Source organism: Sphingobium scionense, from assembly GCF_014197035.1.
Taxonomy (GTDB): domain Bacteria; phylum Pseudomonadota; class Alphaproteobacteria; order Sphingomonadales; family Sphingomonadaceae; genus Sphingobium; species Sphingobium scionense.
This window is the reverse complement of sequence record NZ_JACIEU010000006.1, coordinates 106,746-129,613: the sequence shown is the minus strand read 5'-3', so window position 1 is coordinate 129,613 and position 22,868 is coordinate 106,746. Positions and strand designations below refer to the sequence as shown.

Below are 22,868 nucleotides of genomic sequence, written 5' to 3'. Positions count from 1 at the left end.
ACGTTTGGACGCGTCACCCAAAGATAGGTGGCCAGAGCATAGCCGAGGAGGCCGAACCCTATCACGCCGCCGCGCTCGCGGGCTTGGTGGACTCTGCGCCGTCGCTAGGCTCAGATGCCTGCGAAGGAGAATCGCATGACAGACCTACAGAAGCTGACTGCGGACGCGGCATTCGCGGCGCTGAAGCTTTCAGCCAACTGCGTGATCGTGCTGTCCGAAGCAAAAATGCTAGGGCGCGAACAAGAGGAGACGATTGCAAAAACGCTGAAGCAACTTGCCACAACCGTCGAGGGAATGAGCGATGCTGAGCAGCTTCCTCCGAAACTGGCCCAGCAGCTTCACACGCTCGCGGCCCTGCTTGAGCTTCCGCGAAGCTGAGGCGAGCGAGCAGCTTGGCATAGGTCGCTTCGTCAAGGATGGGATCGAGCGCGCTCATGCGGCCACCTGCTTGGTGGGGCGGCGAGCGGGCTTCGCTGCGGCTTTCAGCGCATGAGCGGCGAGCATCGTCCGCCGATCGGGGGTGATCTCGCCGGTTTCGAGCCGGGAAACGGTGGATTGCGTTACGCCGAGTTGGGCGGCAAGCTGGGCCTGCGTCAAACCAAGGGCGTCACGGATGGCTCTGATCTCGCTCATCCGATATCTCTATGCGCATACGCATATGGTGTCAAATGCAAATATGCGTGAGCGGATTGGAGAATCTGCGCCTCTCCAATTATCCGGCGGGAATGTCGATCCTCTCCGAAAACATCAAATCGCTGCGGTCGAAATTCGCCAACCAAACCGAGTTTGGCGAGCAAATCGGTGTCGGCCAATCAACCATCGTTCGTTGGGAGAAGGGTGCCGATCCGAGGCCAGACAACCTGCTGTCTCTTGCCCGCATTGCTGAGGTGACGATCGAGCAGCTTATCACCATGCCACTGACCGAGATCCCGGCACTGCGGGCAGGGGACGGCCTGCCTAGTGAAGACGACTTCCGGCGTATGATCTCCGACGCAATGCAGGAGGTTCCACCCGGAACGCCGCTCTCGGGCTATCCGCCAATTGTCGCTTCAAGCCTGCGTGACAGGTTAGCGCTCCTTCTAAAGCACGGCGCGTCTCCAGACAGTTCGGCCGAAGCGAGCGTTCCTGGCACAGTCGTTCAATCTCCCGCTCCCACCAAAGCAGGCGGGCAGGGAGAACAGCGCAACCCATGAGGCAGGTTCGGCAACCCACTTCGCATGCTGGTTCTGCTAGCACCGCCATCGCCAACGCCTCGACTCATCCGTTCTCTTTTTGTTCTCTACCGGAACACGGGGCGTGTAGGAAATAGGAAAAGCGGGGCAGGGTGTTTCCTATCGGGATTTAGCTGTGGATAAGTGGGGAACGGTCAATTGCTAACCCGCTGAAATTGACTCAATACAATTTATTGAATCTTAAGGGCAAATGGCTATTTTGGTGCCCGGCAGGAAACGCCGGATTAAAGCTTCAGCCCGATCGGCCTGTTCGTGACGGCGCCTTACAAGATGGTTGCCCGGTGGATGGTAACCTACCACTTGCAAGGAAACGGAGTCTGGGGCCTGCCACCTACTAAAAAATGTAGCCGTACTCCTCGAAAATGCCTCGGTCAGCCTCTGGAATCTGACCTTGATGCGCAAACGGTAATCGCAAAAGACCGAAATCGCACGCCGTCTTACAACCCGGCATTGTTGGCACGATCGGCTTTAGCGTCTTGGCAGGTTCCAAGTCGTGTTTCGCCGCCAAAGAATTAGCCGCATTGAAGAATGAGCTGACCGCAATGTCCGCAAGCTGAAGGCCGGCATGGTTCATGTCAGATTCGACCTCGATGCGCTTGTCGTGAATGACGCCTGGCACGATCCCGCGTTTTGATAGTATCAGATTGCCGGTAAGGCTCTGCGCCTCAAGCTTCCGGAGATAATCTTTCAGTTCTTCGTATTTATGTCCGCCGCGTTTGGAAAAGACGATCCTGGCTGAGTGATCGTCTATCTTTTCAAATAATGAGCGGCGGTAACACCATTCGGTCACCCGCTCCAAAAGCAGTCTCAGGCACCAATTGTAGAATTTCTGGTCATTCGCTCGGCCAAGACGCGGATTGTAGTGCGAACGCATCGTGTCCTTATGCGATGCGACAACGAGAACCCTTGCCTTTTTTCGTGATAGCATCCGACAGACGCGAGCCTGATTTGTGGGCGATAAGTTGCGATAATGTAGCGGTGGACCTTCTTGGCTTCGGGCGGCCTCTTTCATATCCTTCACCCAGTCAACGGTGTCCGGGTTGGCTGCATCACTTACAATGACGGCGCCGATTGCAAACCAATCGGTCCAAGATGGATCACCAGTCTTCGGCTTCACGCCAGGATCGCCTGCTTCATCAATATATACGTGATACTTTGCCATAGTCATATTCTGAATGCCCAGATTGAGGGTGTCGAATCTTTTCATCCGATTGGCCCACCCCGCCCGACCATCTCGCCGCGGGGTTTCGCGGAACGATCTCCCCGCCCAGGTGTAATACCTCCCAACGAGCATCCCCCCCGTTGCTCGATGACCTTCGACTAGCCCCGCCGAGCGATCGAGCGGGGCTTTTTCGTGGCTCCCCGCTCTTGAAGAATCGAGCCGCTCTTTGATAAATTCCGAGCGCCCCAAGGCTCGCCGCCTGGGATGGCGCCCTCTCAAAGAGGTCGCTTTTGTTCAACTCAAGGAGGAGCAAAATGCGCAAAATTTCGGAAAAGGCCTACTACGAGCGCCGCGCCAGGAATGAGATCCGGAAAGCCAACATGACCAGCGATCCGTCAGCCAAGCGGGTTCATCTCGCTCTGGCGGCCAACTATCTGAAACACGTTCGCTCAATGGAGGCGGATGCTGAACAGGGCGAAGAGCATGAAATGGCTTAGGCGTCGGTCTGCCACACGCCCGTAACATAACGCTGCTCTAGCGACCGGCGACGAAGCCCCCTTGCTCGTCACCCTCCCAAACTAGCCCCGCGCGTTCATTCGCTGCGGGGCTTTTTCGTGGGCGCGATCGGCGGAAATCCGCTTGCTCATAAAAAATGCGGTGGCGCATAAATTGGTCATTGACGATATGCGTATGCGCATGTAGATATCACTCCATCAGCCCGGTCGCACCACCGCAGACCCGGCCCCAGCGGGAAACCGCGAGATGGAGCACCAACATGCGCATCATTCCATGGCAGGACACTCCGCAGGCAATCGCGATCCTCGCGTCCTGCGCGATCGAGCCGCCGGCCAAGCTGCGGCACACCAAGCAGTTCTATCTGACCAGCGACGAGTGGCTGGCCTACGATGTGAGCGACGAGCGTGTCGCCAAGCTGTCGGCCATCCAGAACGAGCACTTTCTTGCCGCCGAGTGCCTTGGTGGCCGTGAAGCCGCGCGCATCGCTGTCGGCCTGAGCGTTGCCGAGGCGATCGACATTGCGGTCGCGGTCAATGCGGGTCGGGGGATCGCGGCATGACCGGCTCGACCCTGGCCACCGCAGTCGAGGATGCGCGCATTGCCGCCGAAATCGCTGCGACCGTCAACGCTGCCGGCTTCGATCCGACGCTGGCTGATGACCTCACCTGCGCCGCTGTGGCGCGGCTCAACACCATGGTGCGCAACTATCACGCCGAGTGCGACCGCCTCGCGCTGGGATGGGAGCGCCGGGTTGCTGATCTGGGAGATTTGATGTGAGCAACGCAACGCATACGCCGGGGCCGTTTGTGGTCGGGCAGTCTGAAAATCAACGCCAGCATGGGGGACAGTGGGGCATTGGCCTTGGTTCGTATCCTGATGGCGGGGTTCGCGGCTTTGGCGATATCGGCGACGATCGCCCTTACATGCTGATCACAGGCATTTGCAGCGAGGCTGATGCTCACCGTTTCGCCGCCGCGCCGGAACTGCTGTCGGAGTTGATCGACCTTCGCCGCCGGTTCCACAACGCATGTCGCGCAGCAGGATCGGACGAAGAGTTCGTGAGTGGCTCAACCCCCGGCGCTGACGCCGCCATCGCCAAGGCGAAAGGCGGTGCAGCATGATCCGGGGAGCGAACTGGCAGGCTGGTTGCCCGAATTGTGTCGCCAGCAAATTTACCTGCGACGAGCATTATCGGCCGGAAATCGAGTGCCCGCAATGCGACGGCCATGGCGAAGTGTGCGGGGTCAACCCCAACCGCCGTTCGCGCTTCGTCGGCATGGACGATCTTTCGCCTGACGATTTCACGGTCGAGTGCTCCGACTGCGCTGGCCATGGCTGGCGACCTATGACGCAGGACGAGATGGACGACGCTGCGGCCGATGCCTTTTCTGACATGTGCGAGGGTGAACCGCCGGTCAGCATGGATGAAATGCACCAGCGCGCCCATCGCGAGAAGATGGAGGCCCGGTCATGATCTCCACCATCCACGCCGCCATAGCCGCCCTGACCAACCCTGAAGGCCGGATGGGCATCCGCCCTCCCTATGCCGAGCTGATCGGTGCGGGGGCTGTGGTGTTCATGATGGGGTTGTTGGTGGGGAGCCACATATGAACGCCGTGACCAACATCATGGCCGGCGATGGCGATGACGCTTTCCGCGCGTCCGTGGTCGGCGCGTCGGAGGTGGCTGCGCTGTTCAACCAGCATCCCTGGCTGACCGAGTTCGAGCTTTGGCACCGGAAGGCCGGCAATGTCGCAACGCCAGACTTCACTGGCAATGAGCGCGCGGAATGGGGCGTTCGCCTTGAGCCGGTCATTATCGAAGGCGCCTGCGACCGCTTTGGCTACCAGAAGCTGGAGACGCCCAAGCGCCTCACGAACGACGCCGGCCTAGGTGGTCACCCCGACCAGATGGTTATGTGCCCCCAGCGCGGCCGTGGCATCCTTGAGGTGAAGACGGCAGACTGGATAGTAGCCAAGGGCTGGGGCGATGAGCCGCCGCTGAACTATCTGCTGCAGGTCATGTCCTACATGGGGCTTGCCGGCTGCGATTGGGGCGATGTCATCGTGCTGGTCGGCGGCAATGAACTGCGCCGGTTTCAGTATCAGTTCCGCCCGCTCATCTGGGCCGATATCGAGGCGCGGGTTGCGGCATTCTGGCGCTCCATCGCTGCGGGAGATCCGCCGGCGGCAGACTACACCCGCGACCTGCCGACGATCAGTGCGCTCTATCCCGAGGATAACGGCGACCTGATCGACCTGCGGACCGACAATCTGGCTGTGGACGCTGCAGCCCGCTGGCTGACCGGCAAGGCGCTGGAGAAGCAGGGCAAGGCGCAGGCCGATGCGGCCCAGGCTGAACTGCTCGACAAGCTCGGTAATGCTGGCGTGGCGCTGCTCCACGGGATGACCGTCAAGTGCCCGACCACCAAGGCCCAGCCGGATCGCGAAATCACTGCCGACGACATCGGCACAATCATCAAGGGCCGGAAGTCTTACCGGCGCTTCAGCATCGTGGAGAAGCGCGGATGAGGCTCGCAGACACCTTTTATCTCGTCTGGAATCCAGAAGGGATGAACCCCCGTGTCCGTCACGACACTTTCGGACGAGCAGCGGAAGAGGCCAAGCGTCTAGCTGTGGCTAACCCCGGCAAAGAGTTCTTCGTCATGCAGGCTCACCGTCGCGTGACCATCCACAATCCGCTGGTGATCGAGGACTTCGATACCAGCCTAGAAGTTCCGTTCTAAGGAGAAATTGATTGGCAACCCAGCTTCAGGAGCGCCGGGCCGACCCGGCAGTAGCGTTGCGGCAGAGTCTGGCGCAGATGAGTGACCAGCTCAAGATGGCGCTGCCGGCGCATATCGCCGTTGACAAGTTTCAGCGCGTCACGATGACCGCGATCCAGAGCAACCCTGATCTGCTTAACGCTGATCGCCGGTCGCTATTCGGCGCCGTGGTCAAGGCGGCGCAGGATGGCCTGCTGCCTGATGGCCGGGAAGGCGCCCTGGTTATCTTCAACACGAAGAACCGGCAGTCAGGCGGGTGGGACAAGAAGGTCCAGTGGATGCCGATGATTGCCGGCGTCCTGAAGAAGATCCGCCAGTCGGGCGAGATCGCCAGCGTCGATGTCCACGTCGTTCATGAGCATGACAAATTCACCTATCGGCCCGGCCTCGATGCTGTCCCGGTGTTTGAGCCTGACTGGTTCGCGGATCGCGGCAATCCCATCGGCGCCTATGCGATCGCCACCCTCAAGAGCGGTGAGGTGGTCCCGCCCGAAATCATGAACGTCGCCCAGATCGAGGCCGTGCGGAAGGTTTCACGCGCCGCCGACAAGGGTCCGTGGGTGGACTGGTGGGGCGAAATGGCGCGCAAGACTGTCATGCGGCGCTTCGCCAAGCGACTGCCGAGTTCCACCGACATCGAAGCCGAGTTTGAGCGCGATGACACGATGGTCGCTAAGTCGGCGGCGCTCGCCATGGCTGCAGAGGGCGAGATTGCGCAAATCGAGACAGAGCAGCCTGTTGGCCGGCTCGATGCCCTCGAGCATCAGATCCAGTCGGAGCAGGCCGCTGATGATAGCGGCGAAGGCCCGGCCGACAACGAGCGCGGCGAGCGCCTGACGCTGGATCAGGACATGGCGGAAATCGACCAGTGCGGCACGGTGATCGATGTCGACACCAAGCTGGAATCGCTGCTGCCCGATCTGTCGGAGGCCGATGGCGATGACCTGTTCGTCCATGCCGGCGTGTGCAAGACCGAGCTGGGGGCCGGCAAGTGACCGAATGCACCCACCCGCGCAGCAAGGGCGCCAAGCGGTGCAAGCCATGTTCGGCGAAGCACATGGCGACAGACCCGGAAATCCAGCGTCGGAGGCGCGAGGGCATCCGGCGGCATAATGCCAAACCTGGCGTCCTGCTGGCCCAGCGCGAGACGCTCCGCAAGACGATGGAGCGGGTGCGCGCCACGCCCGAGCATCAGGCCATGCTGCGCGCGCATGGGGAGCGCCTCTATCGCGAGGTGCTGACCCGGCCCGATGTCGTGGCGAAGATCAAGGCGCCCGAGACGAAGGCCAAGCGCAATGCCACGCTGTCATCGACCCGGCTGCGCGACATCCCGGCCTCGATGCGCGCCGAATATCGCCTGCTGCGCCGGGGCAAGAACCTGACCGCCGCCGAAGCGAAGGCGATCATTCTCGACCAGTGGAAGAAGCAAATCGCCGCGCCCAAGCCCTTCCAGCCAACGCCCAAGAAAGTGGGCCAGTGGGTTCTCAAGGGTGGGGAGTTCGTCAAGGTGGAGGTGGTGGAATGAATTCTCCCATGCCTGTCGATCTTTTCGGCAATGATACCATGCGCCGTGACGCAATTTTTGCGGGTGACGATCGCGTCGAACTCAGGCGCCGTTGGGGTGATGGCCCAACCGCTTGTGTCATCGGATGCAATCCGTCGACTGCGGATGCCTTGAAGGATGATCCCACCTCCTTGTGGTGGAACGCGTGGTTCCAGTTGTTCGGGTTTGGCGGCTATCGCGCTGTCAACCTCTATCCGTTCTGCACCTCGTCGCCGGCCGAGTGTCGGAAGCGCGCCGACTGGCACCTGACCGACGATTGGTATGCGCGCGATCAGATGATCATGACCAACCTGCCTTACGTCGCGAAGGTAGCCAAAGAGGCTGACCAGGTTTTCGTCTGCTGGGGCAACATCGCTTGGGATGATGCCTGGATCGAACATGTCATCGAAGAAATCCAAGGCGGTGTCGAGCCTTGGCCCGACCTGTGGTGTTGGGGCAGGACAAAGAGCGGCGCACCTACCCATCCCATGGCGCGAGGAAAGCACAGGATTCCGCGCGATCAGAAGCCTATTTTGTGGAGGGCGGCGTCATGAAACACCACGGCACCGACACCTGCGTCGAATGCACCGCGCCCGCCGGTCACACGCTGATCTGCGACAAGTGCGCTGCCGAGAAGGGCTATGCCAACGACAACCGGGCGCGCGTCGACTTCGTTGATGATGTCGATCCGGCTGCGAGGGAGGAGGTGGGGCATGAGTGAGAAGCGCGACATCGCCATGATCCGCGCCTTGCAGACGGTCATCGGCGAAATGGGCGACATGCCCATCCCGATCAGCGCTCTCTGGCTTCAACGGCTCATCAACCGGGCCGGGGTGCCGTGCGAGATTTACGACTGCGAGGCGCGGGAAGTCGATGCCATCGCGTTGTCGACCCTCTGCACGCTGGCTCTCCGCAACTGCACTTTCCGTCACTACGAGGCGCCGGCACCGGCGATCGAATGGACACCAGCACGTGATGAGCCGGGTGCCTATCGTGTCGGGCACAGCCTGCAACCGCATGTGGCTGATGCCATGTGCGCCAGCGTCTGCATCGGTGGCGGCGCTTTCAGCACGATACCCAATCCGATGGCTGGGCATCATGGCAGCATCGGGTGGAACCTGACCTATGGCAATCCGATCCCGCTGAGGCTCACAGCGCGCATCATGATCGAAAGCTACGAATATCTCATCTCAGGGTCGATCAACATGAAGGAGGCGACGCACCGGCTTCGGCTGCTGCGTGGTGCATATCGATCGCTGGCCCTGCGCGCGCGGGCGGGAGGTTTGTGATGGCTAAGGCAAACATAGTATCCATGACTTGTGATCGTTGCGGCACAAAGTCTGAATTTCGCCGTCCAGAAGATGGCTATCATTGGGCTGGTCTGAATTACTCGGAGACCAATTCCCACCGCTGGATCGGTACTCAGCGATCATTAACGCCGCAGTGGGCTGACCTTTGCCCATCATGTTCCAGCGAACTTTACGATTGGTTCCAGGCCCCGAGGATGAAGGACGCCGCCCATGACTGACATCATCCAGGATCATCTGGAGCAGTTGGACGCTTCTGCGGAAACGAGCCGGCAGTATGGCTTCCACTCTCGCGCAGATATGTTCGAGGAATCGGCTTCAACAATCCGCGCCCTGCTGGATCGGTTGGAGGCGGCTGAGAGGGGATGGCAGCCGATCGAGACGGCGCCGCACATGCGCGAAGTCCTGCTGTGGGCCGACACCAGCGTCCCGCCATTCGACAACTGGCGCATGGCCAGCGGCTATTTTCATAGCGAAATGAAGGTGTGGGTATGGGGCGGCGAGCAGGTTCGCGAATGGGCATTCCCGCCCACCCACTGGCGCCCGCTTCCCGACGCGCCCGCCATCGACGCCGCTCTTGTGGGGGAGGGGTGAACTATGGGCAAGCACGTTCCGCACTGGCCGCGCATGATGAAGCGGGCGACGGCATGCGCCTATCTCGACCTGTCGGCGGCTGAGCTGGAACGCGAGATTGCTTGCGGCCGCCTGCCTCACCCGGTCATGCTTGGCAACGGTCTGCACTGGAGCCAGGCCGACATAGACGCCCACCTTGAGCGGCTGACCGGAGAGGTGGCCGCCGACGATTGGCGCAAGAAAACGAAGCTTTATGCGAATGGCTAGAATCGTAAAATATGTGAAGCGGACCAAGGCAAAGGGCCGCTACTATTACTATTTCGACACCGGCCAGGATGACGATAATGGCAAGCGCATCTGGAAGCGCCTGCCCGATCCCGCCGACCGGATATTCTCTGCGACCTATGCGGCCCTGCTTGGCCATCGCTCCCGGCGCGTCAATGCCGCTCAGCAGTTGAGCGTCGCCAAGCTGATCGAACTGTATCAGGCGAGCGCAGAGTTTGAGAAGAAGAAGGCCGCATCCACGCAGCGGCTCTATCGCCTGTATCAAGGCGAGTTGGTCGACAAGCTGGGGACGGCGCCGGCGCAACTGGTCGAACGCAAGGATATCGTGCTGCTGCTCGACCAGATGGCGGACAAGCCCGGCGCGGCGAACATGGTCAAGCGGGCCGGGAGCGCGGCCTATACGTGGGCGCGGAATCGCGGGCATGTGAGCAATGACCCATTTTTCGAGATCGAGGAAATGGAGACTGGCGAGCATGATCCTTGGCCCGATCAGGCGCTGAGCCAATGCCTCGAATCGGATGACGACTTCGTTCGGCTCTCCGTCCACCTGCTCTACTACACCGCGCAGCGCATAGGCGACGTGGCGGCGCTGACATGGCGCGACGTGCATGACGATCACATCAACCTGACCCAGCAGAAAACGGGCAAGGAACTGGACATTCCAATCCATGCTGAATTGAGGGAAGAGCTTGCCCGCCACCCGCGCACGCTGGCCACCATCATCCCCGGCAAGCCAACCGAGGGGAAGAAGAACAAGATCAGGCTGGCGATCCAGGCGGCCTGCGCGCCGGTCAAGGTTGTGCCGCATGGCCTGCGGAAGAACGCGGTCAACACGCTGCTGGAGGCTGGGTGCAGTGCCGCCGAAACCGCATCGATCAGCGGCCAGTCGCTCCAGATGGTCGAGCATTACGCCAAGCTCCGGTCTCAAAAAAAGCTGAGCCAAGCGGCCATGCTGAAATGGGAAAGAACAAAGCGGTGACTATCAAACTTTTTCAAACCGGCACTCTGAACCGCAGAAAAGCGTTGCCATTTTTTACCAAACCGTAACCATGGCTGATGGATTCGCCGATCTTCCCGTCCCCCGCCCTTGATCGTCGCGCCTGGCCCATGGGTGGCCAGCTGGACTATTGGCATGCGTCCGATGGCTGGCCGATCCGCCGCTATCGGCTGGGCGCCGGCACCCGTGGCAGGATGCTGCTTCTCAACGGTCGCGGCGACATGATCGAGAAATATCTGGAGGTGATCCACCATTGGGCGCAGCGGGGCTGGGCGGTGACCAGCTTCGACTGGCGTGGGCAGGGCGGATCGGGCCGGCTGACCGACGATCCGCTGTGCGGTCATATCGACGACTTCACTCAATGGATGGGCGATTTGCGCGCGCTTTCAAGTGATTGGCGGGCGAATGGCAGTGGGCCGACGGTCATGCTGGGTCACAGCATGGGCGGCCATATGCTGTTGCGGGCGCTGGCTGAAGGACTGGCCGAACCGGATGCCGCAGTGGCGGTGGCACCGATGCTGGGGCTGCATACGGCCCCTCTGCCGCGCTGGCTGGCGGTGGCGATCGCCAGCTTCATGTGCGCGATCGGCCGGGGCGAGAAGCGGGCCTGGACGCAGAAGGAGGAGAGCGATCGGCAACGCCAGATGCGGCAGAAGCGGCTGACCCATGACCCGGATCGCTACGCCGATGAAATCTGGTGGCGGGACCATAGCCGGGACATCGCGCTGGGACCGCCGAGCTGGAACTGGGTGCGGCTGGCGCTCGAGTCGACTCGCGCATTGGAGGCGGGAAACGGGCCGGAGCGAATCGCGGTGCCGACCCTGTTCCTGGCCGCCTGTCGCGATCAACTGGTCGCGACACCGGCGATCCGGCGGATCGCGGCGCGCTTGCCCGATGCCCGCCTGCATGTCTATGGGCGCGAGGCCGCGCATGAAATCCTGCGCGAGCTTGACCCGGTGCGGCTGGACGCGTTGGGACGGATCGATCGTTTCCTGGATGAGGTTGCCCGTTGAACAGACCCGATATCGTGATTGTCGGTGGCGGGATTGCAGGCGCCAGCCTGGGCGCGGCGCTGGCGGAAACGGCGCGGGTGCTGATCCTGGAGATGGAGGACAGCGCCGGCTATCATGCGACGGGGCGATCGGTCGCCTTCTGGGAAGAAACCTATGGTGGGCCGGTGGTCCAGCCGCTGACTACCGCTTCGGGAAAATTGCTGGAATCGCCCGATCCCGATTTCTTCGACCGCTCCTTCCTGTCGCCGCGCCGGACGCTGCATATCGGCCGGGCCGGGGACGAGGGGCTGCGCGACGCGCTGCTGGCCGACTTTGCCGGAGCCGTCGAATTGCAGCCGGTGGCGCCGGCCAGCTTGGTTCCGGGGCTGCGGCCCGAATGGACGCTGGGCGTGCTGGAGCCGAGTTGCCGTGATATCGATGTCGGGGCGCTGCATCAGGCCTATCTGCGCCGGTTCCGCGAGCTGGGCGGCGAAATCCGGCTGGGTGCGAAGCTGGAGCATGCCGAGAGGCAGGGCGACGGCTGGCGGATCGAGACGCGCGACGGGATGATTCAATGCGGGCTGCTGGTGAATGCGGCGGGGGCCTGGGCGGACGATGTGGCGCGGGCTTGCGGCGTCGCGCCAGTCGGCATCACGCCCTATCGCCGTACCGTGGTGCAACTGCGGCTGGAAGATATGCCGGCAGGCGAATTGCCACTGGTGATGGACATGCAGGGCAGCTTCTATTTCAAGCCCGAGGGGCAAGGGCGGATATGGCTGACGCCGCATGACGAGGTCGCCTCGCCCGCCTGCGACGCCGCGCCCGAGGAACTGGCGATCGCGCAGGCCATCGACCGGTTCCAGGCGGCGGTCGACTGGCGCATCGCGGCGGTCGAGCGCAAATGGGCGGGGCTGCGCAGCTTCGCGCCGGACCGGGTGCCGGTCTATGGCTTCGAGCCGGAGATCGAGGGCTTCTTCTGGTTCGCGGGGCAGGGCGGTTTCGGCATCCAGACCGCCCCGGCGGCCGCGCTGCTGGGGGCCAGCCTGTTGACCGGCAAGGCCGTGCCGGAGGCGATTGCCAGCCTCGATGTCGCTGCTTATGCTCCCGGACGGTTTCGATAGCGTAACCAGCAGGAGAGCATGATGGCGCACAAGTTCGTGATCGAAAAGAACAAGGCCGGCGAGTTCGTGGCCAAGTTCAAATATAATGCCGAGATCATTTTCTGGACCGAGGGCTACAGCTCCAAGGCGAGCGCGAAGAATGCGATCGAGTCGATCCTGAAGAACGGCCCCGGCGCGCCGATCGAAGAGGCCGAATAATCCGCGCGGTGCGGGGAGGGGCAACCTCCCCGTCCGTCCCTATTTGCGGAAGCTTTCCGCTGCAGCCGAGGCCAGCGCGTCGGCCCGCTCATTTTCCGGGTGGCCGGCATGGCCCTTGACCCATTGCCAGTCCAGCTTGTGCCGGGCGGCGGCCTTCACCAGTTCCTGCCAGATTTCGACATTCTTGACCGGCTTGTTGTCGGCGGTCTTCCAGCCGCGCTTCTGCCAGCCGAAGATCCACTTGGTGATGCCGTCCATCACATATTTGCTGTCGGTATAGAGTGTCACCTGGCACGGTTTCTTGAGCGTGTTGAGCGCCTCGACCGCCGCCATCATCTCCATGCGGTTGTTGGTGGTCATCGCCTCGCCGCCAGAGATTTCCTTCTCCTGGTCGCCAAAGCGCAGCACCGCGCCCCAGCCGCCGGGGCCGGGATTGCCCTTGCACGCGCCGTCGGTGAAGATCTGGACTTGCGGCAGGTCGCTCATGCGCCGAGCAGCTCCGCCGGATCGGCCTTGGCATAGAAATCCATGCGGCGCAGATAGGCGAGTGGATCCTTGCGCGTCACCAGCGCATCGGCCGGCGTATTGATCCAGTCATAGGCGCGAGTCAGCAGGAAGCGCAGTGCCGCGCCCCGGCACAGGATCGGGAAGGCGGCCCGTTCCGCATCGGTCAGGCCATGGGCGGCGGCATAGCCTTGGCCGATCGCGGTTGCGCGGTCGCCATACCAGGTGGCGCCGTCATTGCTGAAGCACCAGGCGCTGTGGGTGACGGCCAGATCATAGGCGCGGATATCGGTGCAGCTGAAATAAAAGTCGATGAGGCCGGTGACTTCATCGCCCAGCATCAGGACATTGTCCGGGAACAGGTCGGCATGGATCACCGAACGCGGCAGGTCGGCGGGCCAGTGGGCGTCGAGAAAGGCCAGTTCCTCCGCCACGCGGGCGCCAAGACCCGGCGCAATCTGGTCGAAATCGTCGCCGCACCTGGCGGCCAGCGCGTGCCAGCCATCCTTGTCGAGTGCATTGCGTCGCTCGCCGGCAAAGCCCTGCGCCGCCCTGTGCAGTTCGCCCAGCGCCACGCCGCAGGCGCGTGCCTGGGCCGGGGTCGGCTCGGTCACCGAAATGCCGGTCAGGAACTCGATCAGGCAGGCCGGGCGTCCGCCCAGCTGTTGCAGCCGCTTGCCATCCGTGTCGGCGATGAAGCGCGGCACCAGGCAGCCGCGCGCGCCCAGATGGTCGAGCAGGTCCATGAAGAAGGGCAGGTCCGCCTCATCCACCCGCTTTTCATAGAGGGTCAGGATATAGCGATGGCCGTTGCCGTCTGCGCCGGTGGTTTCGAGCAGATAATTGCTGTTTTCCACCCCTTCGGCGATGCCTTTGGCGGACACCAGCCGGCCGGCGTCATAGCGGGTGAGGAAGGCGTCGATCTCTTCGGCGGGAACGTGGGTATAGACGGCCATGACGCTTATGCGGCCTCCAGCCCGCGCGGGAGTTTGAAGGATATGGTTTCCTGCGCCGTTTCCACCTGTTCCTCGGTCACCGCAAAATGTTCGGCGATCCGGTCTACAACTTCGCGCACCAGAACCTCCGGTGCGGATGCGCCGGCGGTCAGGCCCAGCGTCGACACGCTCTCCAGCCAGGCAAAGTCGATCTCATCTGCACGCTGGATCAGCCGGGCGGGCGTGCCCTCGCGCTCGGCGACCTCGACCAGGCGCAGCGAGTTGGAGCTGTTGGGCGCGCCGATCACATAAACGGCGTCGCAACGGCCGGCGATCGCCTTGACCGCAGTCTGGCGGTTGGACGTCGCGTAGCAGATATCCTCCCCCTTGGGCGCGATGATCGACGGGAAACGGCGCTGCAGCGTGGCGACGATCGCGGCGGTGTCATCGACCGACAATGTGGTCTGGGTCAGGAAGGCAAGGTTTTCGGCATCGACCGGGGCCAGCGCCTCGGCATCCTCGACCGTCTCGATCAGCGTCATCGTCCCCTCGGGCACTTGTCCAAAGGTGCCGATCACCTCGGGATGGCCCTTGTGGCCGATGAACAGGATATGGCGGCCGGCGGTCACCATGCGTTCGGCCTGGCGATGCACCTTGCTGACCAGCGGGCAGGTGGCGTCGAGATAGTCGAGGCCGCGCTCCTCCGCCTTGGCCGGCACCGCCTTGGGCACGCCATGGGCGGAAAAGACCACCGGCACCCCGTCCGGCACCTGGTCCAGTTCCTCGACGAAGATCGCGCCCTTGGCCTTGAGGCTGTCGACCACGAACTTGTTGTGGACGATTTCGTGGCGGACATAGACTGGCGCGCCATATTTCTCGATCGCGCGTTCCACAATGATGATCGCGCGGTCGACACCGGCGCAAAAGCCGCGTGGGGCGGCGATCAACAGGGTCATCGGCGGGCGAGGGGCGGGGCTCTGCGTCATGGGCGCGGCTTAGGGCAATGTTGCGCGGGAAGGAAGGGGCGAACGGAAATCGCCGCGCTTTGTGTTGCGTGGGCGGCGGGGGATGGATAAGGAAGCCGGACGCCTCTGTCTAAGGGGCATGCTGAGGAATTGCTGCCTGTGACATTGTCCCGAATTGCGTTGACCGGAATGCTCGCCCTTGCCCTTGCCGGCTGTTCGCGCCGGGGGGAAATCGACCCCACGGGCGGTATTGTTACGGTGCGTTCGGCCTGTCCGGTGGCGGCGATCCCGGCCTATACCGGTGACGTGACCCTGTTCAATCCGGCCCAGAGCCGCGATGCTTCCGCGATCGACGTGGTGGCGAATATCACCGACCTGCGTTCGACCTGTTCGGATGGCGCGCAGCTCTATACCCAGGCGACCTTCGTGGTGAACGCGCGTCGTAATGATGCGGCGGCCGCGCGCCAGGTGACCTTGCCCTATTTCTCCGCGATCGTGCGCGGGGGCAGTGCCGTGGTGGCCAAGCGGATCGGCCAGGTCACGCTGAACTTCGCGCCGGGCGAATATCGCGCGACCGCGACCGCAACGGCGGGCTCCTATGTCGACAAGGCATCGGCCACGCTGCCGCCGGAAATCCAGCAGAAGATCACGCAGAAGCGCAAGGCGGGCGATGCGGATGCGGCGATCGACCCCTTCGCCCAGCCGGACGTCAAGGCGGCGCTGCAGCGAACCAGCTTCGAGCTGCTCGTGGGTTTCAACCTGACCCAGGATCAGCTCAAATATAACGCGACCCGTTAAGCCCGTTGATTTGTTTCCGTTCGGGCTGAGCGAAGTCGAAGCCCGCCACTGAGCGAAGCGAAGTGCTTCACTCCGTTCAGCCTGGCCCTTCGACTTCGCTCAGGGCGAACGGAGTTGAAGGAAATGCCCGTGTCCCTTTACACCCGTTTCACCGCCCATCTCGATGCCGTGCTCGACGCGCTGGAGGCCGAAGGCACGCTGCCCGCCGGCCTCAACCGCAAGCCGGTGACGGTGGAGCCGCCGCGCGACCCCAGCCATGGCGACCTGGCCACCAACGCCGCGATGGTGCTGGCCAAGCCCGCCGGCACCAATCCGCGCGCGCTGGCCGATGCGATCGTGACCAAGCTGCAGGCGCTGGATGAGGTCGAGGCGGCCAGCATCGCCGGTCCCGGCTTCATCAACCTGACCCTGACCGACCCGACCTGGCGTGCCGAACTGGCAGCGATCCATGCCGAAGCCGCCGATTATGGCCGGTCCGACTTCGGCGCGGGCACGACCGTGAACGTCGAATATGTCTCGGCCAATCCCACCGGTCCCATGCATATGGGCCATTGCCGCGGCGCGGTGGTTGGCGACGCGCTCGCCACCCTGCTGGAATATGCCGGGCACAAGGTGATCCGCGAATATTATATCAATGATGCCGGCGGCCAGGTCGACGTGCTCGCCCGTTCGGCGCATCTGCGCTACCGCGAAGCGCTGGGCGAGGATGTCGGCGCGATCCCCGAAGGTCTCTATCCCGGCGATTATCTGGTGCCGGTCGGCCAGGCGCTGGCGGCCGAATATGGCGACAAGTTCGTCGGCGCGCCCGAGGGCGACTGGCTGGTCCTGTTCCGCACTTTTGCCGTCGCGAAGATGATGGACATGATCCGCAGCGATCTGGCGCAGCTTGGTATCGTCCATGACGTCTTCTCGTCGGAAGCCGAGTTGCAGGCGGCGGGCAAGCCCGAACAGGCGGAAGCCTGGCTGCGCGCCCATGACCTGGTCTATGACGGCGTGCTGGAAGCGCCCAAGGGCGAACTGCCCGACGATTGGGAACCGGTGGAACTGCCGCTGTTCCGCTCGACCAAATTTGGCGATGATCAGGATCGCCCCATCAAGAAGTCGAACGGCAGCTGGACCTATTTCGGCGCCGACATGGCCTATCATTTCCAGAAGGCGCAGACCGCCGACCAGTTGATCGACATCTGGGGCGCGGACCATGCCGGCACGGTGAAGCGCATCCAGGCCGCCGTCGCCGCCCTGACCGAGGGCAAGGCGCGGTTTGATGTGAAGCTGATCCAGATGGTCCGCCTGCTGCGCGACGGCGAGCCGGTGAAGATGTCCAAGCGCGCCGGCAATTTCGTCACGCTCGCCGATGTCGTGCGCGAAGTGGGCAAGGATGTCGTCCGCTTCACCATGCTGACGCGCAAGGCCGATGCCCAGATGGACTTCGATTTCGCCAAGGTGGTGGAAGCCTCGAAGGACAATCCGGTCTTCTATGTGCAATATGCCCATGCCCGCATTTCCTCGCTCGGCCGCCGCGCGCAGGAGGCCGGGATCGATCTTCCCGCGCCCGACCTGTCCCTGCTTGGGACGGCGGAGCTGAACCTGGTGAAGCTGGCGGCACAGTTCCCGCGCGTCGTCGAAGGATCGGCTCAGGCCCGCGAACCGCATCGCATTGCCTTCTATCTCAATGACTTAGCCTCGGCCTTCCATGGCTGGTGGAATATGGGCAATGACGATCCGCGCGCGCGCGTCGTGCTGGCGGACGATCCGGCCCTCACCTCGGCCCGGCTTTTCTTGAGCCGCGGAATCGGGCAGATCATCCGCAACGGCCTTGCCCTGATGGGCGTGGTCGCGCTGACCGAAATGCAGTGAGCCGAGCGGAGTTTCGATAATGGGTGACTATGCACGTGGGCGACTTGACCTCGATGACGAGGACCGGCTGCCCTGGCTGGAACCTGCGCTCGACGAGGCGGATGAGGAGCGGATTTCGCCCCTGCGCCTGCTCGGCCTCATCATATTGGGGCTGGCATTGATCGGTGCGGTGGTCGCGGGCGTATGGTGGATGCAGAACCGCAATGGCGGTGGCGCGGGCGAAGGGCAACTGATCGCCGCGCCGCAGGGTGACTACAAGGTCGCGGCCAAGGAGGCCGACGCCAAGAAGTTCCAGGGCGAGGGCGATGCCAGCTTCGCCGCGAGCGAGGGCGTGGCGCGCGATGGCCAGATCGACCCGAGCCGCGTGCCCGAGGCGCCGATCACCCCGACCGGCGCTGCCCCCGCAGGCACCAAGCCCGCTGTTCCCGCCAAGCCCGCGCAGAGTGTCACCGCCAAGGTCGAGGACGAGACCAGGGTCGCGCCCAAGGCGGCCACGCCCAAGGCGACCGGCAGCGGCGTCATCCAGCTGGGTGCCTATGGCAGCGCGTCGGGCGCCAAGGATGCCTGGGGCCGCCTGTCGAAGCGCTTTGCCTATCTGGCGCCGCTCGCCATGTCGGTCGAGCCGGCCGAAGTGGGCGGCAGCACCGTTTATCGCCTGCGCGCCAGCGCCGGCGGGCAGGCGGGCACCGTTTGCGGCAAGCTGAAGGTCGCGGGCGAAAGCTGCATCATCGTCAATTGACCCAAACAGGGCGCGGGCGTCGACAGCCCGCGCCTTAGTCATTAGCATCGGCGTCATGAAACCCGTCATCTTCGGCCTATCCGGCGAAACCCTGACCGCCGACGAGCGCGCCTTCTTTGCCGAGGCGCAGCCGGCCGGCTATATCTTGTTCAAGCGCAACATTGCCGATCGCGCGCAGGTGCGGGCGCTGACCGACGAACTGCGCGCGCTGCACGGGCGCGACGATCTGCTGATCATGATCGATCAGGAGGGCGGCCGGGTCGCGCGGATGCAGGCGCCGGTCTGGCCCAGCTTTCCTGCCGGCGCCGTATTCGACCGCCTCTATGACATTGCGCCGTCCAGCGCGATCGCGGCGGCGCGGGCCAATGCGCGGGCGCTCGCGCTGATGCTGGCGGAGGTTGGCATCACGGTCGATGCGCTGCCGCTGCTGGACGTGCGGCAGGAGGGGGCGAGCGACATCATGGGCGACCGGACGCTGGGCGCCGAGCCAATGCGGGTCGCGGCGCTTGGCCGCGCGGTGATCGAGGGGCTGGCCGACGGCAATGTCGTGGGCATCGTCAAGCATATGCCGGGGCACGGCCGCGCGCTGGTCGACAGCCATCTGGAACTGCCGGTCGTCCATGCCGGGACGGAGGAACTGGAAACCGACCTGGCGCCGTTCCGTGCGCTCAAGGCCGCGCCGATGGGGATGACGGCCCATGTCGTCTACACCGCATGGGATGCCGACCGGCCGGCCAGCCTGTCGCCGATCGTGATCGAGGACATCATTCGCCAGCGGATCGGCTTTGACGGGCTGTTGATGTCCGATGATCTCGACATGAAGGCACTGAAGGGCTCGATTCCCGAACTGGCCGCCGGCGTGGTCGCGGCCGGGTGCGACCTGGCGCTCAATTGCTGGGGGCGAATGGATGATATGGTCGGCATCGCCAATCTGCTGTCGGAGATCACGCCGGCTGCGCGGGCGCGGCTCGATCGGGCGATGGCGTCGGCCCATGTCGCCGACCTGCCGCCGATGGAAGAATTGCTGGCGACCCGCGACACGCTGCTGGCGCTGGTTCCGGCCTGATCGCGGACGCGGGGGCGATGGACGATCTCTTCACCGCCCCGGCCGCGACGCCCGCCGAGGTTCTGACCGTCAGCTTCGAAAGCTGGGAGGGGCCGCTCGACCTGTTGCTGGCGCTGGCGCGGACGCAGAAGGTCGATCTGCGCGAAATTTCCATCCTGGCGCTGGTCGAGCAATATCTGGCCTATGTCGATGGCGCCCGGCAGCTGAAGCTGGAACTGGCCGCCGACTATCTGGTGATGGCGGCCTGGCTCGCCTATCTCAAATCGGCGATGCTGCTGCCCAGGGAGGCGCAGCCCGAACCCAGGCCCGAGGAAATGGCGCTGCGGCTGCAATTGCGGCTGCAACGGCTGCACGCGATGCGCGAGGCGGGCGCGCGACTGATGGCCGGCGACCGGATCGGGCGCGACGTCTTTGTCCGCCCCCGGCCCGAGGGGCTGCACATGGTGCGCCGGCCCAAATGGACCGCCAGCCTTTATGAACTGATCCAGGCCTATGGCCAGATTCGTGCGCGCAACCAGCCGGTGATCCATATGGTGGCGGTGCGACCGGTCATGACGCTGGACGAGGCGATCCGGCGGGTCGGCGCGCTGGTGGGGTCGGCACTCGACTGGACGACTCTGGAATCCTTCCTGCCCGACGATCGCGATGGGCCGATGGCAAAATCGGCGCTGGCCAGCAGTTTCGTCGCGATGCTGGAACTGGCCAAGCAGGGGCGGGTGGAGATACGCCAGGACGGAATATTCGAGCCGATCTACCTGCGTGCGGCGCTGTCGGGCGATCAATGGGAGCAGTTGCAGTGATCCGGGAGATGGATGATTTCGCGCGCGCGGTGGAGGCGGCACTGTTTGCGGCGGAGGAACCGCTGACGCCCGTCGAACTGCGCGCCCATGTCGGCGATGGCGGCGACCTGCCCGCGACGCTGGCCGGGCTGGCGCAGGATTATGCCGGGCGCGGCGTCAATCTGGTCGAACGGGGCGGGCGCTGGCATTTCCAGACGGCCGCCGACCTGGCGCATATCTTGCGCCGGGAACGGGACGAGACGCGCAAGCTGTCCCGCGCGGCGATGGAGACGCTGGCGATCATCGCCTATCATGAGCCGGTGAGCCGGGCGGAGATCGAGGCGATTCGCGGCGTTCAGGTGGCCAAGGGCACGCTCGATGTGCTGATGGAGGCGGGCTGGGTTCGCCCTGTGGGGCGGCGCGAAGTGCCGGGACGCCCGCTCATCTATGCGACGAGCGTAGAGTTTTTGTCACATTTTGGCCTTAGCAGCCGCCGAGACCTGCCGGGTCTGGACGATTTGCGGGCTGCAGGGCTGCTGGATCCGGTTGATTTGGCGCTGGAGGGTCTGGGCGGCCAATCCGTTCTGGAAAAGGATGAGGAAGAGGCCTAGAAAGGCCTCCTTTCAGGAGTATGTGAAAATGGGTTCTTTCTCGCTGATGCACTGGGTGATCGTGCTCCTGGTCGTCATGCTGCTGTTCGGTGGCGGTCGTATTTCCGGCCTGATGGGTGACGTGGCCAAGGGTATCAAAAGCTTCAAGAAGGGCATGGCCGACGACGAGGATGAGGCAACTTCTGCCAAGCCGGCAACCCGGATCGAGGGCCATCGCGTGCCCGAGCAGGACGCGCCGAGCGCGACCGAAGAAAAGACCAAGGCCTGATCTCTAACGCAGGCTGGTAGTCGCGCATGTTTGGCATCGATTCGTCCGAATTTCTGGTGATCGTGATCATTGCTGTGATCGTGATCGGGCCAAAGGATCTTCCACGTGCGCTCTACAAGGTGGGGCAGATCGTGGGGAAGGCGCAGGGCATGGCCCGGCATTTCCGCACCGGCATCGATGCCATGGTGCGCGAAGTCGAGCTGGAGGAGCTGGAAAAGAAATGGGCCGAGCAGAATAAGCGCATCATGGCCGAGCATCCGCCCGAGACCCAGGTTCCCGAAACCCAGGTCATCGAGCATGCTTCGGCCAGCGATGCGCCGTCTGATCCGGTCCAGAACGAAAAGCCACCTTATGTGGCGGAGGCGCCTGCTGCCGCGGTCGACGCACCGCCCTATGTGGCGGAGGCTGCACCGCCGCCGGTGGCGGACAAGCCACCCTATGTCGCAGAGGAGCCCGTTGCGCCCAAGCAGGGGGATGCAGCGGCATGATCGGCGATATCGACGACAGCAAGGCGCCCTTGCTCGACCATCTGATCGAACTGCGCGGCCGGTTGCTCAAATGCGTCTATGCGCTCGCCATCACCGGGGCGATCTGCTTCTATTTTTCCGAGCAGCTCTTCGCCATCCTCGTGCATCCGCTCAAGGAAGCCTTTGGTGATGCCGGCGGCAAGCTGGTCTATACCAAGCTGTACGAAGCCTTTTTCGTGCAGATCAAGATCGCGCTGTTCGGCGCTTTCTGCCTGTCCTTCCCGATCATCGCCAACCAGCTGTGGGCGTTCGTCGCGCCGGGGCTCTATGCGAAGGAAAAGAAGGCGCTGCTGCCCTTCATCATCGCGACCCCCTTCCTGTTCGCGCTGGGGGCGAGCCTGGCCTATTTCGTGGTGATGCCGACCGCCTTCCATTTCTTCCTGGGCTATCAGGGCAATGGCAGCGGTTTGCAGGTCGAAGCTTTGCCGAGTGCGGACAGCTATCTGGGCCTGGTGATGCAGTTCATCCTGGCCTTTGGCATCTGTTTCCTGCTGCCGGTGCTGCTGATGCTGCTCAATCGCGCGGGCTTCGTGTCGCGCGATCAGCTCAAGGATATGCGCCGCTACATGATCGTGGGCGCCTTCATCCTGGCGGCGGTGCTGACGCCGCCCGATGTCGTGTCGCAGCTGATGCTCGCGATTCCGCTTCTGCTGCTCTACGAAATCACCTTGGTGGCGATCTGGTTCACCGATCGGAGTCAGGCGAAGCGCGCCGCAGCCGAAGCGGCTGCAGAGGAAGCCTCCGCATAAGAAAAGGCCCGCAGTTCGCGGGCCTTTTTATACGCTTAGTTGGCCGACTTTTCGACCGCCTTGCCGGCGCTCTGCACATCCTTGCCAGCGCCTTCCACCGTGTTGCATGCGGCGACCAGCAGCGAGCCCGTGAGCAGCAGGGCGGTGACGATTGTCTTGGTCATCGGTTTCTCCTTCCGAATTATCGGCCGACCGTATGGCGAGCCATTCGGTGACCGTTTCAGAACATTCCTGGAAAGGAAGGGTTCCACCGCGTGTCACCGATTTGATGGCGAGGGAAGATGGCCCGAAAAAGTCTGAGCCCGGAACGCGTCGGGGGGGGGTGATGCGTTCCGGGCTCATATTTTTTGGATAGCAAG

At 63.3% G+C, this 22,868-nt stretch carries 36 protein-coding genes; 30 read left to right on the top strand and 6 right to left on the bottom strand.

All coding sequences use genetic code 11. The annotated features are described in order from the left end of the window. Nucleotides 1-135 precede the first annotated feature (135 nt). Nucleotides 136-378 carry a hypothetical protein gene (locus GGQ90_RS08595; protein ID WP_188081754.1) on the top strand — a complete coding sequence of 81 codons (243 nt, stop codon included), beginning with the start codon at nucleotides 136-138 and terminating at the stop codon, nucleotides 376-378. A 54-nt stretch (nucleotides 379-432) separates the two neighbouring features. Here the strand turns inward: GGQ90_RS08595 and GGQ90_RS08590 are convergent, their stop codons facing one another. Continuing rightward, nucleotides 433-633, bottom strand: coding sequence for a helix-turn-helix domain-containing protein (locus GGQ90_RS08590; RefSeq protein WP_188081753.1), 201 nt, complete (start codon nucleotides 631-633; stop codon nucleotides 433-435). A gap of 47 nt (nucleotides 634-680) precedes the next feature. Between GGQ90_RS08590 and GGQ90_RS08585 the strand changes: the two genes are divergently transcribed. Beyond that, nucleotides 681-1,193: a helix-turn-helix domain-containing protein gene (locus GGQ90_RS08585; RefSeq protein ID WP_188081752.1), complete on the top strand. Its 513-nt coding sequence runs from the start codon at nucleotides 681-683 to the stop codon at nucleotides 1,191-1,193. A gap of 373 nt (nucleotides 1,194-1,566) precedes the next feature. Here the strand turns inward: GGQ90_RS08585 and GGQ90_RS08580 are convergent, their stop codons facing one another. Continuing rightward, nucleotides 1,567-2,439: a DUF3800 domain-containing protein gene (locus tag GGQ90_RS08580; RefSeq protein ID WP_188081751.1), complete on the bottom strand. Its 873-nt coding sequence runs from the start codon at nucleotides 2,437-2,439 to the stop codon at nucleotides 1,567-1,569. A gap of 269 nt (nucleotides 2,440-2,708) precedes the next feature. On the opposite strand from GGQ90_RS08580, the gene GGQ90_RS08575 reads away from it, so the two are divergent. From GGQ90_RS08575 to GGQ90_RS08485, 19 genes are all read left to right on the top strand, one after another. Then, the gene (locus GGQ90_RS08575) at nucleotides 2,709-2,891 is read left to right on the top strand and encodes a hypothetical protein (RefSeq protein ID WP_188081750.1); all 183 of its coding nucleotides are present in this window, start codon (nucleotides 2,709-2,711) and stop codon (nucleotides 2,889-2,891) included. Nucleotides 2,892-3,169: 278 nt separating this feature from the next. Continuing rightward, entirely contained in the window at nucleotides 3,170-3,469 is a 300-nt protein-coding gene (locus GGQ90_RS08570; protein ID WP_188081749.1) for a hypothetical protein, read from the top strand. Continuing rightward, a complete protein-coding gene (locus GGQ90_RS08565) occupies nucleotides 3,466-3,687 on the top strand; it encodes a hypothetical protein (RefSeq protein WP_188081748.1) in 222 nt (73 codons plus the stop codon). Before GGQ90_RS08570 ends, GGQ90_RS08565 begins: the two co-directional genes overlap by 4 nt. Then, a complete protein-coding gene (locus GGQ90_RS08560) occupies nucleotides 3,684-4,031 on the top strand; it encodes a hypothetical protein (protein ID WP_188081747.1) in 348 nt (115 codons plus the stop codon). Before GGQ90_RS08565 ends, GGQ90_RS08560 begins: the two co-directional genes overlap by 4 nt. Continuing rightward, nucleotides 4,028-4,384 carry a hypothetical protein gene (locus GGQ90_RS08555; RefSeq protein ID WP_188081746.1) on the top strand — a complete coding sequence of 119 codons (357 nt, stop codon included), beginning with the start codon at nucleotides 4,028-4,030 and terminating at the stop codon, nucleotides 4,382-4,384. Before GGQ90_RS08560 ends, GGQ90_RS08555 begins: the two co-directional genes overlap by 4 nt. Next, the gene (locus GGQ90_RS08550) at nucleotides 4,381-4,521 is read left to right on the top strand and encodes a hypothetical protein (protein WP_188081745.1); all 141 of its coding nucleotides are present in this window, start codon (nucleotides 4,381-4,383) and stop codon (nucleotides 4,519-4,521) included. Before GGQ90_RS08555 ends, GGQ90_RS08550 begins: the two co-directional genes overlap by 4 nt. Next, on the top strand, nucleotides 4,518-5,441 hold the full coding sequence (locus tag GGQ90_RS08545; RefSeq protein WP_188081744.1) for a YqaJ viral recombinase family nuclease: 924 nt from the start codon (nucleotides 4,518-4,520) through the stop codon (nucleotides 5,439-5,441). Before GGQ90_RS08550 ends, GGQ90_RS08545 begins: the two co-directional genes overlap by 4 nt. Further along, nucleotides 5,438-5,656 (top strand): hypothetical protein, encoded by a 219-nt coding sequence (locus GGQ90_RS08540; protein ID WP_037521438.1) that lies wholly within the window; start codon nucleotides 5,438-5,440, stop codon nucleotides 5,654-5,656. The genes GGQ90_RS08545 and GGQ90_RS08540 overlap by 4 nt, the downstream gene beginning before the upstream one ends. Nucleotides 5,657-5,667: 11 nt before the next feature. Then, the gene (locus GGQ90_RS08535) at nucleotides 5,668-6,690 is read left to right on the top strand and encodes a recombinase RecT (protein ID WP_188081743.1); all 1,023 of its coding nucleotides are present in this window, start codon (nucleotides 5,668-5,670) and stop codon (nucleotides 6,688-6,690) included. A 62-nt stretch (nucleotides 6,691-6,752) separates the two neighbouring features. Continuing rightward, entirely contained in the window at nucleotides 6,753-7,220 is a 468-nt protein-coding gene (locus GGQ90_RS08530; protein WP_188081742.1) for a hypothetical protein, read from the top strand. 8 nt (nucleotides 7,221-7,228) lie between these two features. Then, nucleotides 7,229-7,792: a DUF1643 domain-containing protein gene (locus GGQ90_RS08525; protein WP_246428177.1), complete on the top strand. Its 564-nt coding sequence runs from the start codon at nucleotides 7,229-7,231 to the stop codon at nucleotides 7,790-7,792. Further along, nucleotides 7,789-7,959, top strand: coding sequence for a hypothetical protein (locus tag GGQ90_RS08520; RefSeq protein ID WP_188081740.1), 171 nt, complete (start codon nucleotides 7,789-7,791; stop codon nucleotides 7,957-7,959). Before GGQ90_RS08525 ends, GGQ90_RS08520 begins: the two co-directional genes overlap by 4 nt. Next, nucleotides 7,952-8,527, top strand: coding sequence for a hypothetical protein (locus tag GGQ90_RS08515; RefSeq protein WP_188081739.1), 576 nt, complete (start codon nucleotides 7,952-7,954; stop codon nucleotides 8,525-8,527). Before GGQ90_RS08520 ends, GGQ90_RS08515 begins: the two co-directional genes overlap by 8 nt. Nucleotides 8,528-8,758: 231 nt before the next feature. Beyond that, nucleotides 8,759-9,139 carry a hypothetical protein gene (locus GGQ90_RS08510; RefSeq protein ID WP_188081738.1) on the top strand — a complete coding sequence of 127 codons (381 nt, stop codon included), beginning with the start codon at nucleotides 8,759-8,761 and terminating at the stop codon, nucleotides 9,137-9,139. Nucleotides 9,140-9,142: 3 nt separating this feature from the next. After that, nucleotides 9,143-9,385 (top strand): helix-turn-helix transcriptional regulator, encoded by a 243-nt coding sequence (locus tag GGQ90_RS08505; RefSeq protein ID WP_188081737.1) that lies wholly within the window; start codon nucleotides 9,143-9,145, stop codon nucleotides 9,383-9,385. Next, nucleotides 9,378-10,382 (top strand): tyrosine-type recombinase/integrase, encoded by a 1,005-nt coding sequence (locus GGQ90_RS08500; RefSeq protein WP_188081736.1) that lies wholly within the window; start codon nucleotides 9,378-9,380, stop codon nucleotides 10,380-10,382. Before GGQ90_RS08505 ends, GGQ90_RS08500 begins: the two co-directional genes overlap by 8 nt. Nucleotides 10,383-10,459: 77 nt before the next feature. After that, on the top strand, nucleotides 10,460-11,413 hold the full coding sequence (locus GGQ90_RS08495; RefSeq protein ID WP_188081735.1) for an alpha/beta fold hydrolase: 954 nt from the start codon (nucleotides 10,460-10,462) through the stop codon (nucleotides 11,411-11,413). Further along, nucleotides 11,410-12,513 (top strand): NAD(P)/FAD-dependent oxidoreductase, encoded by a 1,104-nt coding sequence (locus GGQ90_RS08490; RefSeq protein WP_188081734.1) that lies wholly within the window; start codon nucleotides 11,410-11,412, stop codon nucleotides 12,511-12,513. The genes GGQ90_RS08495 and GGQ90_RS08490 overlap by 4 nt, the downstream gene beginning before the upstream one ends. 21 nt (nucleotides 12,514-12,534) lie before the next feature. Next, on the top strand, nucleotides 12,535-12,711 hold the full coding sequence (locus GGQ90_RS08485; protein WP_004207987.1) for a YegP family protein: 177 nt from the start codon (nucleotides 12,535-12,537) through the stop codon (nucleotides 12,709-12,711). A gap of 39 nt (nucleotides 12,712-12,750) precedes the next feature. Here the strand turns inward: GGQ90_RS08485 and rnhA are convergent, their stop codons facing one another. The 3 genes from rnhA to ispH are packed head-to-tail and all read right to left on the bottom strand — an operon-like array spanning nucleotide 12,751 to nucleotide 15,136. After that, the gene (rnhA, locus tag GGQ90_RS08480) at nucleotides 12,751-13,197 is read right to left on the bottom strand and encodes a ribonuclease HI (protein WP_188081733.1); all 447 of its coding nucleotides are present in this window, start codon (nucleotides 13,195-13,197) and stop codon (nucleotides 12,751-12,753) included. Continuing rightward, the gene (gene thrB / locus GGQ90_RS08475) at nucleotides 13,194-14,171 is read right to left on the bottom strand and encodes a homoserine kinase (RefSeq protein WP_188081732.1); all 978 of its coding nucleotides are present in this window, start codon (nucleotides 14,169-14,171) and stop codon (nucleotides 13,194-13,196) included. The genes rnhA and thrB overlap by 4 nt, the downstream gene beginning before the upstream one ends. A gap of 5 nt (nucleotides 14,172-14,176) precedes the next feature. Further along, nucleotides 14,177-15,136 carry a 4-hydroxy-3-methylbut-2-enyl diphosphate reductase gene (gene ispH / locus GGQ90_RS08470; RefSeq protein ID WP_188081731.1) on the bottom strand — a complete coding sequence of 320 codons (960 nt, stop codon included), beginning with the start codon at nucleotides 15,134-15,136 and terminating at the stop codon, nucleotides 14,177-14,179. 168 nt (nucleotides 15,137-15,304) lie between these two features. On the opposite strand from ispH, the gene GGQ90_RS08465 reads away from it, so the two are divergent. From GGQ90_RS08465 to tatC, 9 genes are all read left to right on the top strand, one after another. Continuing rightward, a complete protein-coding gene (locus GGQ90_RS08465; RefSeq protein WP_188081896.1) occupies nucleotides 15,305-15,913 on the top strand; it encodes a hypothetical protein in 609 nt (202 codons plus the stop codon). A gap of 129 nt (nucleotides 15,914-16,042) precedes the next feature. Beyond that, the gene (gene argS, locus GGQ90_RS08460; RefSeq protein WP_188081730.1) at nucleotides 16,043-17,770 is read left to right on the top strand and encodes an arginine--tRNA ligase; all 1,728 of its coding nucleotides are present in this window, start codon (nucleotides 16,043-16,045) and stop codon (nucleotides 17,768-17,770) included. 19 nt (nucleotides 17,771-17,789) lie between these two features. Further along, nucleotides 17,790-18,509: an SPOR domain-containing protein gene (locus GGQ90_RS08455; RefSeq protein ID WP_188081729.1), complete on the top strand. Its 720-nt coding sequence runs from the start codon at nucleotides 17,790-17,792 to the stop codon at nucleotides 18,507-18,509. A 55-nt stretch (nucleotides 18,510-18,564) separates the two neighbouring features. Further along, nucleotides 18,565-19,575: a beta-N-acetylhexosaminidase gene (gene nagZ / locus GGQ90_RS08450; protein ID WP_188081728.1), complete on the top strand. Its 1,011-nt coding sequence runs from the start codon at nucleotides 18,565-18,567 to the stop codon at nucleotides 19,573-19,575. Nucleotides 19,576-19,592: 17 nt separating this feature from the next. Next, complete coding sequence (locus GGQ90_RS08445; RefSeq protein WP_188081727.1) at nucleotides 19,593-20,375, top strand: segregation and condensation protein A; 783 nt, start codon at nucleotides 19,593-19,595, stop codon at nucleotides 20,373-20,375. 8 nt (nucleotides 20,376-20,383) lie between these two features. Then, nucleotides 20,384-20,965, top strand: a complete 582-nt coding sequence (scpB, locus tag GGQ90_RS08440; RefSeq protein ID WP_223178183.1) for an SMC-Scp complex subunit ScpB — start codon at nucleotides 20,384-20,386, stop codon at nucleotides 20,963-20,965. A gap of 28 nt (nucleotides 20,966-20,993) precedes the next feature. Beyond that, on the top strand, nucleotides 20,994-21,233 hold the full coding sequence (locus tag GGQ90_RS08435; RefSeq protein WP_188081725.1) for a twin-arginine translocase TatA/TatE family subunit: 240 nt from the start codon (nucleotides 20,994-20,996) through the stop codon (nucleotides 21,231-21,233). 26 nt (nucleotides 21,234-21,259) lie between these two features. Then, on the top strand, nucleotides 21,260-21,721 hold the full coding sequence (gene tatB / locus GGQ90_RS08430; protein ID WP_188081724.1) for a Sec-independent protein translocase protein TatB: 462 nt from the start codon (nucleotides 21,260-21,262) through the stop codon (nucleotides 21,719-21,721). Then, on the top strand, nucleotides 21,718-22,509 hold the full coding sequence (tatC, locus tag GGQ90_RS08425) for a twin-arginine translocase subunit TatC (protein WP_188081723.1): 792 nt from the start codon (nucleotides 21,718-21,720) through the stop codon (nucleotides 22,507-22,509). The genes tatB and tatC overlap by 4 nt, the downstream gene beginning before the upstream one ends. Nucleotides 22,510-22,544: 35 nt before the next feature. On the opposite strand, the gene GGQ90_RS08420 is transcribed toward tatC, so the two are convergent. Further along, a complete protein-coding gene (locus GGQ90_RS08420) occupies nucleotides 22,545-22,673 on the bottom strand; it encodes an entericidin A/B family lipoprotein (RefSeq protein ID WP_188081722.1) in 129 nt (42 codons plus the stop codon). Nucleotides 22,674-22,868 lie beyond the last annotated feature (195 nt).